At 54.4% G+C, this 11,856-nt stretch carries 11 protein-coding genes; 2 read left to right on the top strand and 9 right to left on the bottom strand.

All coding sequences use genetic code 11. The features are described from left to right. The 3 genes from FBQ85_18220 to FBQ85_18230 all read right to left on the bottom strand — a co-directional run. On the bottom strand, nt 1-290 hold a 290-nt coding region (locus FBQ85_18220; GenBank protein ID MDL1877071.1), incomplete at its 3' end, for a DUF2752 domain-containing protein. Next, complete coding sequence (locus FBQ85_18225) at nt 259-1,089, bottom strand: zinc-ribbon domain-containing protein (protein ID MDL1877072.1); 831 nt, start codon at nt 1,087-1,089, stop codon at nt 259-261. The genes FBQ85_18225 and FBQ85_18220, both read right to left, overlap by 32 nt. 203 nt (nt 1,090-1,292) lie before the next feature. Beyond that, the gene (locus FBQ85_18230) at nt 1,293-1,667 is read right to left on the bottom strand and encodes a response regulator (GenBank protein MDL1877073.1); all 375 of its coding nucleotides are present in this window, start codon (nt 1,665-1,667) and stop codon (nt 1,293-1,295) included. A 204-nt stretch (nt 1,668-1,871) separates the two neighbouring features. Here FBQ85_18230 and FBQ85_18235 point away from each other — a divergent pair, with 204 nt between their 5' ends. Together FBQ85_18235 and FBQ85_18240 are read left to right on the top strand one after the other, a co-directional pair. Next, nucleotides 1,872-2,342 (top strand): hypothetical protein, encoded by a 471-nt coding sequence (locus FBQ85_18235; GenBank protein ID MDL1877074.1) that lies wholly within the window; start codon nt 1,872-1,874, stop codon nt 2,340-2,342. A gap of 71 nt (nt 2,343-2,413) precedes the next feature. Then, a complete protein-coding gene (locus FBQ85_18240) occupies nt 2,414-5,404 on the top strand; it encodes a beta-N-acetylglucosaminidase (protein ID MDL1877075.1) in 2,991 nt (996 codons plus the stop codon). A 22-nt stretch (nt 5,405-5,426) separates the two neighbouring features. Here the strand turns inward: FBQ85_18240 and FBQ85_18245 are convergent, their stop codons facing one another. The 6 genes from FBQ85_18245 to secD form a co-directional block, all read right to left on the bottom strand. Next, the gene (locus FBQ85_18245) at nt 5,427-5,990 is read right to left on the bottom strand and encodes an HDIG domain-containing protein (protein MDL1877076.1); all 564 of its coding nucleotides are present in this window, start codon (nt 5,988-5,990) and stop codon (nt 5,427-5,429) included. 245 nt (nt 5,991-6,235) lie between these two features. Next, nucleotides 6,236-6,556: a heavy metal-binding domain-containing protein gene (locus tag FBQ85_18250; GenBank protein ID MDL1877077.1), complete on the bottom strand. Its 321-nt coding sequence runs from the start codon at nt 6,554-6,556 to the stop codon at nt 6,236-6,238. Between the two features lie 86 nt (nt 6,557-6,642). Further along, complete coding sequence (locus FBQ85_18255) at nt 6,643-7,917, bottom strand: adenylosuccinate synthase (GenBank protein ID MDL1877078.1); 1,275 nt, start codon at nt 7,915-7,917, stop codon at nt 6,643-6,645. A 106-nt stretch (nt 7,918-8,023) separates the two neighbouring features. After that, the gene (locus FBQ85_18260) at nt 8,024-8,362 is read right to left on the bottom strand and encodes an STAS domain-containing protein (protein ID MDL1877079.1); all 339 of its coding nucleotides are present in this window, start codon (nt 8,360-8,362) and stop codon (nt 8,024-8,026) included. A gap of 78 nt (nt 8,363-8,440) precedes the next feature. Beyond that, nucleotides 8,441-9,370 carry a protein translocase subunit SecF gene (secF, locus tag FBQ85_18265; protein ID MDL1877080.1) on the bottom strand — a complete coding sequence of 310 codons (930 nt, stop codon included), beginning with the start codon at nt 9,368-9,370 and terminating at the stop codon, nt 8,441-8,443. A 33-nt stretch (nt 9,371-9,403) separates the two neighbouring features. Beyond that, entirely contained in the window at nt 9,404-11,470 is a 2,067-nt protein-coding gene (secD, locus tag FBQ85_18270; GenBank protein ID MDL1877081.1) for a protein translocase subunit SecD, read from the bottom strand. Nucleotides 11,471-11,856: the final 386 nt, after the last annotated feature.

Here is an 11,856-nt window from a genome sequence, read left to right on the forward strand (position 1 = left end):
AACAGCGAGGCGTAGATCAGCGTGGTCAAGGGATTGGCCGCAAAGGCCGCGGCGAAATCGCCGCGGGCGCACGCCAAAAATGCGCGCGTGGCGCCGCACGTGGGGCACGGCAAACCGAACAAGTCATACATCACGCAGCGCGGCAAGAGGTGTGCAAGCGGCGCTGCAAATTTCAGCGCGAGCACGCTCAACAGCAAAAGCGAGGCGAATCCGATGCTCGTCCAAAGTTGTTGCCGCATGGCAAGCTCCGGCCTCACGTTATTGCGGCAAATTGAGATTTGACAGGACATCGGCAAACCGAAAGAGAAAATATGACGCGAACCCGCAACATAAAATGAGCGGCAAGAACGCAGCAAGCGCGACGCGCGGCGTCGAACTCTGATGAAATTCGCGCCAGCCGGTGAGCACAATGCTGAGTTGCCAAAACATCGCGATAATCCCGCCGCACACCGGCAAGACGCTGAGCAATTGCGGCCCGAAACTGTAACACAACGCGCGAAAGGTCGCTTCCCAGCCGCTTCTTCCGCTGCCCACCAAAAGCAAACAGACATGAAAAATCGCGGCAGACACGAAAATGACGAGGGTCATCCAAAACGGCAAAACCAGCACATACAAACCGTATTGCTCCCGCCCGAACTCCAAACTGAATTCGCGTTCGAGCTGCTCCAGAAGCGGAAACGAATCCATCATCTGGCTTTGCCAAAACAGCGAGATCAGGCCGGCCGTCATCCAAACCAGCAGGGCGAACAAGAGCGCGGAACCAATGTTGCCGGTGGGCAAGGTGCGCCGAAAAAATTCCGAGGGGCGCAAGGTGGCGTCGCTCAAGGTTTGGCTCAAGCCGCGCAGAAAGCCGAGGTTCGCGCGATCTTCCCAGTCGGTCGGACGTTTTGCTTCAGTCCGCGGCGGCGGCGAGAAAGGCTCGTAAGCATCCGGAAACGCCGGCACCGGCGCGGCGGCTTCTGCAGGCGGCGGGGGCGCTTGCGCGTTGAATTCAAACAAGCCTTCATCACCAATCGGCGCGCCGCAATAAGGACAGAATTGCGCCTCGACCGTCGAGATCTCACGTTGACATTTTTTGCATGCGGGCATATGAAAGTACCTTAGCAAGTTCCAGCCATGAAGGCATTCTCACATCAGTTTCAAATCTATAAACGCAGGGATATCGTCGTTTGGTGAGATCGTCAACACGAGGGCGTTAGCGAAGATAAGCGATAATCGTCGTGGCGCCGGCGAACGCACACTCGTCTGGCCGACTCCGAACGCAGGCACAGCCGTTATGGACTCCGGTTTGATCAAACAACATAATGGCCATTTTCTTGCGCCGTCAATTCCCGGACTTTTGTTTTGAGCTGACTTAAATCCGAGGATTTGACGAGATAAGCATCCGCCGACCAACTGGTGAAATCACTCATGTATGTCGAATACGCAGAATTCAAAATGATCTTCAGGTTGCGATTTTCCTGCATCAGATCGCGCACGACTTCCAGGCCGTTTTCGCCGTTTAGTTTGATATCGACAATCGCAAGATCGACCTGGCGATTTCTGGTTTGCTCGCGGGCGGCGCGGCCGTCCGCCGTGGCAATCACCTGATAACCCAGAGCTTCCAACTCCTGAGAATAAAGCGTGCGCAAATTTTTTTCATCCTCGACCACGAGAATCGTTTTCATATTGCCTTTCCTTGTATTCACTTCTTCCTAAAACCGGCTAATCTTGGCAATAGCTGAAGACCGCGAGTTGAGATTAGTGGCTGCCTTAAAAAGATCGAGTCGAAAAGATAAAAAAATCATCGAGAAAAGCAAGGCATTCCTGTTTTCTTTTGTGAATCTTTTTCATATTTTGCCGCGGTATTGCTTTGCACAAGGATGCGGATTATGGTCAATGCTCAAACCGCCGCCAAGTTGATCGGCTTCACGCTGATTGCCGCCGTGCTGTTTGCCTGCGACAGGCAGCCCACCTCGCTTTATGCCGATATTCCGACGGCGATTGTCGCGCTTTCCGCCTACTCGCATAACGCGCCAAATTATCAACCCGTGCCCGATTCGCTGCAATTGCGCTTCAATAAAATACTGCGGCTGCTGCGCCTCAACGTTGTGGTGGAAGGCTGTAATCCACAGCCACAAGCGGAAATTGAAGAGGGCGGCGAACGCATCGACATCCGGCTCGATATGAACAACGCCTGCACACCCGCAACCGGTGAGTTGTTCGACGTCGATATTCACCTCAGCCCGATTCATCCGGACGTGTTTCAACTCGTGGTCGAGGCGCGCGATCTCGACAGCAATGCGCCCGGCCGGATTATCTTCAACAAGAAGATCGATGTCAGGCAATTGCCCGGCTTGTAAGCATGCAACAGATCATGCTGTGTGAAAATATTTAGTTTCGTTGCCGGTGTGAACCTTTTTGGGAGCAAGACGTGCGTATTTTGAAACATGTTCACGCAACCGCCGGAACCCCGACGATCCGGCTCGTTGCAATGAAATCGGATTTATTTGCCGCCGGTGCGTATCATCTAAAGCGCGTTTTAGTCAAGTCCATCGTCCTCAGCGTTGTACTGTCACTCACTGGCGCCGTGACGGTGTTGGCGCAATCTTCTCAGCGCTTTTCTTCATCGCTAAAGCCGGCCTCCTCGTCCTGGGCCAGTAAGACGCTGGCAAAAATGTCATTGCGCGAGAAGCTGGGCCAGCTTTTTATCTACTACCTCGATACCAACTTCAAACCGGAAAGCGATCCGCAGTGGCGGGAAGTTGAAACGTTGGTTACGGAATACCAAATTGGCGGCTTGCATCTTTGGAATGGCGAGCCTTATGCCACCGCGTACATGACGAATCGCCTGCAAACGCTGAGCAAGACGCCGCTGCTGTTTACGGCGGACATGGAGCACGGCGCCGCGCGCTTTCGCGGCACGGATTTCCCAACCAACATGGCGCTTGCCGCCAGCGGCGATACGAGTATCGCATATCAAGTGGGCTGGCATACGGCGCGTGAAGCTCGCGCCCTGGGGCTGGGCATCACGTTCGCGCCTGTGGTCGATATCAACAACAACCCCGCGAATCCCATCATCAATGTGCGCGCGTTTGGCGAGGAGGCGGCAACGGTTTCGCGTTTTGCCGAGGCGTTCATTCGCGGCTGCCATGACGGCGGCTTGCTGGCGACAGCAAAACATTTTCCCGGCCACGGGGACACCGAGCAGGATTCGCATATCGAACTGGCTTATGTCGGCGCCGACAGTGCACGATTGGAGGAACTCGAATTGGCGCCGTTTCGCCGCGCCATGACCGCGGGTGTAGATTTCATAATGACGGCGCACGTCAACGTGCGCGGCGTGAACATGAATCCTTATGCGCCTGCAACGCTCTCGCCCGAAATCATGACAAGGCTGTTGCGCGACCGGCTGAAATTCGAGGGCGTTTTGATTACGGATGCCATGGAAATGTGGGCGATCGAAAAAAACTATACCGAGGCGTTTGCCACCGTGGCTGCGGTCAAAGCCGGGGCGGATATCATTCTTGCACAGAAGCATATTCCGCAGATGATCGAGGAACTCGAGCGGCGCGTGCGCTCCGGCGAGATTTCCAGCGGACAAATCGATCAATCCGTGCTGCGCATGCTGCTGGCCAAATCCCGCCTGAATTTGCAGCAGCAACGCCTGGTAAATTTGGATTCTGTTGCCGCGCGCCTGCGCCGTCCCGAAGCCGTGCAAACGGCTGAAGTTGCCGCTCAACGTGCCATGACGTTATTGAAAAATGAACAGAATGTGCTCCCGCTTAATCGCAGCGGGCGCATCGCGGTTGTGAATATTGGAGACGAGCCGCGCGCAATAACACGAACGCCGTTTGTGCGAGAACTGCGGCGCTTCGTGAACGGTTTGGAAGTTGTGTCGCTGCACCCGCGCAGCTCTTCCGAAGAGATCAAGACCGCGCTTGCGGCGGTGCGTGCGGCAAGCGTACAAGTTCTGCCAATTTATACGGCGCTGCGCGCCTGGAAAGGCGAGGTGGGATTGCCGCGCGCCATGCAGCCGGTGGTTGACTCTTTGCTTGCGACCGGCGTGCCGGCGGCCGTTGTCAGCTTTGGCAATCCTTATTTATATCCCCAGGTCAAAGCAGCGGCAGCTTATCTTGTGGCCTATGATGCGGAAGAATTGTTGAGTCTCGCAGCCGCACGAGCCCTCACCGGCCGTGAGCCGATCACCGGTCGCTTGCCCATCAGCATTCCCGGCTATTTTGAGCGCGGCGCTGGTTTGCAATTATCTGTAAAAATGAACCAACCAGTAGCGCAAGAAATTTCCATGAAGCCGAACTTGCAATATGCTTTTCCAGAAGAAGCCGGGATGGCCGCGGCGGGGCTCGACTCGGCGCGGCTGATGATGCGGCAAGCCGTGCGCGATTCGGTGTTTCCCGGCGCGGTTTTGCTCATTGCGCGCCAAGGAAAAATCGTGATGCACGAGGCGTTCGGCAACCTTGGCTACGGCGAATATGCGCGCCTCGTGCCGTTGCACGCCATTTATGATCTGGCCTCCGTTTCCAAAGTCGTTGCCATGACAACCGCATGCATGTTGCTTTATGAACGCGGCCAGCTCGATCTGGATGAGAAGGTGCAAACCTATCTGCCGGAGTTTACCGGAAAAGACAAGGAAAAAATCACGGTGCGCCATCTGCTGACGCATTGTTCCGGCTTGGTGGCATTTCGATTGTACTATAGAGACTACAAAACCGCCGATGAAATTATCAACGTCATTCTGCGCGAAGAACTGGAATATCCCACCGCAACCAAAACCGTCTACTCCGATCTTGGCGCGATTTTGTTGGGGAAAATTGTTGAACGCATTTCCGGCAAAACGCTTGAGCTTTTTTGCCGTGACGAAATTTTTGCGCCGCTCAAAATGGGGGAGACGTTTTTCAATCCGCCGACGGAATTTCTGCCGCGCATTGCACCGACAGAATTCGATACGTGGACCGAGGGCCGCACAGGCAAATTTTCTCACGGCGTGGTGCACGATGAAAATGCCTACCGGCTCGGCGGCGTCTCAGGCCATGCCGGACTTTTCGGCAGTGCGCGCGATCTTGCCATTTTCTTGCAAATGTTGTTGAATGGCGGCAGCTACGGCGAAACGCAACTGCTTTCGCCGAAAACGATCGAATTGTTTACTTCACGGCAGAATTTGGTGGCAGGCAGCAGCCGCGCTTTGGGGTGGGATACCGCTGATGGCAATAATTCGGCGGGCAAGTTGATGAGTGAGAAAGCATTCGGCCACACCGGTTACACCGGCACATCGGTGTGGGCCGATCCGCAAAGCGGATTGCTGGTCGTGTTGCTCAGCAACCGCGTTCATCCCACGCGCGAGAACCGGCGCATTTTGCCGTTTCGCCCGAAACTGCACGAGGCGGTGGTGAGGGCGATGCGTTAATCGCCGAGGATCAGCGCGGCCTTCAAACCTGGCCGGCCAGTCCCAATTCGCCGGCCACCGCTTTCATCGCTTCCAAACAATTCGCGATGTGCTCGTCCAACGTCAAGCCGAGCAAGGTTGCGCCGCGCGAAATATCATCGCGGCTGACCTGGCGCGCGAAGGCCTTGTCTTTCATTTTTTTCTTAACGGAGCTGACTTCGACGTCGCGCAGGCTTTTGCTCGGGCGCACCAGCGCGACGGCTGTGAGGAAGCCGCACAATTCATCCACAGCGAGAATGGTTTTTTCCATCGGGGTTTCAGGCGTCACACCGGAATAATCGGCATGCGCCAAAATCGCGCGGACAATCGCCTCCGGCTCGCCCCTCTCGCGCAGCAATTTTACGGTTTGATAGGGATGTTCTTCTTTGGAGGGATGTTTCTCATAATCCATGTCGTGTAACAGGCCTACCACTGCCCAGGTTTCCTCGTCCTCGCCGAATTTGCGCGCATAAAAACGCATGGCCGCTTCGACGGCGAGCATGTGTTTGCGCAGGCTTTCGGAGGCTGTCCACTCGCACATCAGTTGATAGGCTTGAGCACGCGTCATCGGTACCTCAATTTAGGATTCTCGCTTAAATAACCTGCCCATATCACAAACCGCGAATGGACGCCAATAAACGCGAATTTTGAAATTAACGAATATTCGCGTTCATTCGCGGTTTAAAAAATGAGTAGGTTACTTAAAAGGCACTCCTTGGGACTTGATCGAAATGTGATAGCCTGATCCTCATGCCGCATTTTTAGCTTTCAAACCGAAAGCGCCGGCCAAGCCGTCGCTGAACGATCTTTCGCTTATTCCACGAGTACAGCCGTGCCGTTGGCAATGACGATCAAGATCGTCTCGCCTACGCCAAAAGCTTCATAATCCAAATCTACACCAACCACGGCATTCGCGCCGAGCTGTGCGGCATTGGCTTGCATATCTTTGAGCGCCAGGCCTCGCGCGGCCACCAAGTTTTTTTCATGCCGGCTCGTCCGCCCACCAACAATGCCGCGAATGCCCTTGAACAAATCATCAACCAGGTGAGAGCCGATGACGGCTTCACCCGTGACAATGCCCAAATATTTGACAATCGTTTTGCCCTGGATGGATTCCGTGGTGGTAATCGTCATCGCGCAATCTCCCAAAGAATTCATATCTGGTATGGTTCAAATCCGCACTATTCTTCTGCCCCGAACGGAGTCGCGACGAATTTCGATCACCGCAAAATCGTTTGCTCGCGGCCGGCGCCAACGGAAATGATCCGAATCGGCGTCTGCGTCAATTTCTCGATGAAGCGCAAATAATCCTGCGCGGCTGCCGGCAATTGCTCAAAGGTGCGCGCCTTGCCGGTCGGTTCGCGCCAGCCCGGCAGGGTCTCGTAAACCGGCTCACAATTCTCCAGGATGCGCATATCCGCCGGGAAATGCGCCAGCTCCCTTCCGCGATGGCGATAGGCGGTGCACACCTGAATTTCGGGCAGGGAATCGAGCACATCCAGCTTGGTCAACGCCCACGCGGCAATGCCGTTGACTTGCACGGCATAGTTCGCCACCAACACATCGAACCAGCCGCAGCGCCTCGGGCGGCCCGTGGTGGCGCCGTATTCTGCGCCCAAGCTGCGTAAATCCACACCGTTCTCTTCCGGAATCTCTGTGGGCAGCGGCCCCATGCCCACCCGCGTCGTATAGGCTTTGATCACGCCCAAGACAGTGTCGATTTTCGTGGGGCCGATACCAAGACCGGTGCAGGCGCCACCGCTCGTCGGACTTGAGGAAGTAACATAAGGATACGTGCCGAAATCGAGATCGAGCAATGTGCCTTGCGCGCCTTCACACAAAACCTTTTGCCCGGTGTCAATCGCGTGGTTCAAGTGGCGCGAAACATCGGTGATAAAGGGGTCGAGCTGTTCGTCAAAATCCTGATAAGCGCGCAAGATATCCTCCGGATCCAGGGGATTCTCATCATAAAGCGCGCTCAAGATCGCGTTCTTCTCCTGCAAATTCTGTTCGATTTTTCTGCGCAACACCTCTTCATCGAGCAAATCGACGACACGAATGCCCATGCGATGCGCTTTGTCGACGTAAGCCGGGCCAATGCCGCGGCCGGTGGTGCCGATTTTTTCATGCCCGTTTGCTGATTCGCGGCTTTGATCGAGCAGTTTATGATATGGCATCACCAAATGCGCGCGATGGCTGATGAATAAGCGGCCTTGCACAGCCACGCCGCGCTGCTTGAGCAGCTTCACTTCGTCGAGAAACGCAACCGGATCAATGACCACGCCATTGCCCAGCAGGCAGACGGTGTGTTCGTGCAAAATGCCGGAGGGAATCAGGTGCAGTACGAATTTTTCGTCGCCGAGAACGACGGTGTGTCCGGCATTCGCGCCGCCTTGATAACGCGCAACGACATCGACATTTTCACTGAGCAAGTCAATGATCTTGCCTTTGCCTTCGTCGCCCCACTGGGCGCCAATAACGATTTGAACAGACATAGTAATGGGGAAATTAAAAATATGCAGGTTTGTTCACGGAGGCGCACAATGGAGAAGAATGCGCCGGGTTCGGCGCGGGCGCGCAACGAATCATCACGTGGCTGGTTTATTTGAAGCTGGCGATTGCCTGATCGACCGATTCGTACGTTTCAAAAACGGTCAACAGCTTGGTGATCATCAACAAGCTCTGAATGCGCTCCGTCACGTTGGCGAGCTTTAGTTCGCCGCCATTGTTGCGCATCGTCGTCAAGCCGCTGATCAAAATGCCCAAGCCGGAACTGTTCATCCATTCGACGCCGCCGATGTCGGCGATGATTTTGGTCTGGCCTTTGTCAATCAACTCATGCAGCTTGTCGTTGAGCAGACTCGCGTCCGGGCCGCCCATGATTTTTCCGGACAGTTCCAGGACGACGGTGTTGCCGACGTTTTTTTCTCGCACATTCATTTTCACACCTCTTTGAACTGTTCGAATGAGGCGCAAAGCCCGCCGGCGGAACCATCTTTGCCGGCGGCGCTCAATGAGTTAACGCACGCCTACCGGCTTCATCTTGATTTTTGCCGTTTGATGCTTCTTGTACCATTCCACCACCAGCGGCGCCGCGATGAAAATGGAAGAATAGGTTCCGATCAGGATGCCGATGAGCATGCAGAAGGCAAAGCCGCGGATCACTTCGCCGCCGAAATAAAGCAAAACCGCCACAACGATAAACGTGGTGCCGCCCGTCAGAATCGTGCGGCTGAGCGTTTGGTTAATGCTTAGATTGATGACTTTTTCAATGTTCATGGATTCACGGCGCAACAAGACCATGTTCTCGCGAATGCGATCATAAACCACGATCGTATCATTCAGCGAATAACCCACGAGAGTTAGAAACGCCGCAATCACCGCCAAATTGATTTCCAAATTGAGTATGGAAAATATCCCCAGCGTGATCATGACGTCGTGAAAGAGGGCGATGACCGAACCCACCGCGAAGATAAACTCAAACCGAAAGCTGATATAAATCAAAATTAACGCCAGTGAAATGATAATGGCCCAGATGGCGGAGTCGCGCAATTCCTGCCCGATTTTTGGACCGACGCTGTCGACGGATTGCAGCACGGGTTTATCGTTCGGAAAAGCCTTTTGCAAAGCCGCGAGAATACCGTCAGAGATCGAAGTTCCGCTCTCCTGTTCTTGCACGCGAATCAAAAAATCCGTGGGGTCGCCGAATTGCTTGATTTCTGCTTTGCCGAATCCCTGCGACGTCAGGGCCTGCCGTACTTCCGCGGTTTGTTGGGAATTATGAAATCTGACATTGACTTCCGTGCCGCCCAAAAAATCGATGCCGTACAACGGCCCGCCTTTCACCACGAGCGAAACGATTCCGGCCAAAATCAACGCCAGCGAAATGGATAGCGCAATTTTGAGCTTGGCAAGAAAATTAATATTGGTTTGATGAAAAAATTCCATTGCTACCGTTTCTCCTGACTAAAAAACTGACGATCAAATGCTTAATGTCGCCATGCGCCGGCGCGACGTAACGAAATCGAAGATAACGCGCGTGACCACAATCGCCGTAAACATGCTGGCGACGATTCCAATGGAGAGCGTCACCGCAAAGCCGCGAATCGGGCCGGTGCCGAATTGATAGAGCACGATGGCGGTGAGCAGCGTCGTGAGGTTGGAATCGAAGATTGCCCAGAACGCGCGACTATATCCCTGGTCGATGGCGGCGCGCACAGTTTTGCCGGCGCGCAACTCTTCGCGAATGCGCTCGAAGATCAGCACGTTGGCGTCCACCGCCATGCCGATCGTGAGAATGATACCGGCCACGCCCGGCAGCGTCAGCGTGGCGTCAAAAAACGCGAGCGCGGCCATGACGATTACAAGGTTCATCAACAAAGCCGTATTCGCAATCAAACCCGAGAGTTTATAATAAATACTCACGAACACGACGACGATGATGAGGCCGAGAATGGCGGAGAATTGCCCCTTGGCAATCGAATCCTTGCCGAGCGAGGGCCCGACAGTGCGCTCTTCGATTACTTTCATGGGAACCTGCAAAGCGCCAGCGCGCAACACGATAGCAAGATCTTGCGCTTCCTGCGCACCCATGCTGCCTCGAATCACGGCTGAACCGTTTGGAATTCTGTCTTCAATATTCGGCGCCATCATCACTTTGCCATCCAGCACAATGGCCAGGCGTTTGTTCACATTGGCGCCGGTAACGCGCGAGAAGATTCTCGCGCCTTGATCGTTCATATTCATGTTGACTTGCCAGTCACCCTGGCGCACCACGCCCGCGCCGCTGCCGATCGTCGCCTGCGCTTCCGTCAAGTAGGTGCCGGTCAATTCCGGCTCTTTCTTGAGCAAGTAAAGGCGATAATACTGATTGTCAGCGATTTGCTCGGGTTTGCCTGACCAGGCCAGCTCAGCATCCGCGGGAATAACTCTTTCCACTTCCGAGCTGTTGATGATGCGTTCTACAATTCTCTGGTTCTTGACGGGGAATCCAAAGTCAGGGCCCAGCGCAGCCCCAAGCGAAAGAACCGGCCTTTCACCAAAAATTTCTTTGTCAACGGCGACCGTCGAATCCACGCCAGCCAAAGCCGCTTCCGAGGAATCCTCCCCGAGAATCGAGGATTTACCAAAAAGATCCTCGACTTTTACCTCTTCTTCTTCACGAACTTTCGCTTCTGCAGACGTGTCCACTTCCGCTTCGGCGAGCTGGGTGCTGTCTTGTTGCGGTGAAATATCGCGCTTAACGACGTTGTCAATTTTTGTAAAAACTTCGTTCACCACTTCGGGATCATAAACGAGTTGAAACTCAAGCAATGCAGTCTGGCCAATGATATTCTTGGCGCGCGCGACATCCGAAATGCCGGCCAGCTCGATGACCACGCGCCGGTCGCCCTGGCGTGTGATGGAAGGCTCAGACACGCCGAATTGATCGATGCGATTGCGCAAAATTTCAAGGTTGCGGTCAACCGCGTCTATCGCGTTCTTTTTGAGCGCGGCGATGATGTCGGCATCGGTTTGCGAACGTTCACCAAAAAAGCGATTCAACCGCAAATCTTTCTCCGCAAAACGACGCTGCAACACTTCGAAGAAATCGACATTGGGCTTGCCCGATTCGGTTTCCACCGCAAGCAAAATCTCATCGAATTGCGCATTTTTGTTTTTGGCCATGTCGCGGGCCATTTTGGGGAGATCGACTTCATAAACAAGGTAGGAGCCGCCTTGCAAATCCAGGCCGCGTTTTATCGCCTGGCTTTCATGCTTGGCAAGATCGTCATTGACTTTCACCAACGCGGCGACTTCCTGCAAAGCAACCGGCAATTGCGCGCCCTCGCCCTGCAATGCCTGCCGCACGCGCTGTTCCAGCACGCCCTTGGTAAGCGCCTGGTTGATTTCATCGGGTTGAATATTGGTAAGCTTGGTGAGTGCGCTGATATGCGTCTCCGCCTTGCCGCGCAAGGAGGTGACGACGACCGTGGGATAAAGCTGATAAATAGCCCATAAAACCACGATCGCAATTAGAATCGTACGCACCGTGTTATTGCGCCTCATGAACGGCTCATCCTTCTCTTGGTGAGATTAAAACTCTCGACGAGTATATTCTAATAAAGATAGGCAGATAAATTTTTGAAACGGCTGCCAATATAGATGATTTGCTTCTGAAAGTCAAGCGAAAGGTCGGCTTCCAGCGGCGGCACGCAACCGCGCGACGATGCGATCGACCACCTCGCTCAGGTGATCGGAACTGCCGCTCACATACTTTTCCTCATAATTCAAACACGAGCTGCCCAGGCAAGGCTCGTCGCAAACGGCGCAACCCGGGTTCAAACCGGTTTGCCCGTATTTCCCGCGCAAGGCGAACAGTTTTTGCACCTCCTCCTGCGGCAACTGCCGCTCCCCGCCAAGCTGGCGCGCCACCAGCACGATGTGGGCATAAT

Source organism: Cytophagia bacterium CHB2 (assembly GCA_030263535.1).
Lineage (GTDB): Bacteria > Zhuqueibacterota > Zhuqueibacteria > Zhuqueibacterales > Zhuqueibacteraceae > Coneutiohabitans.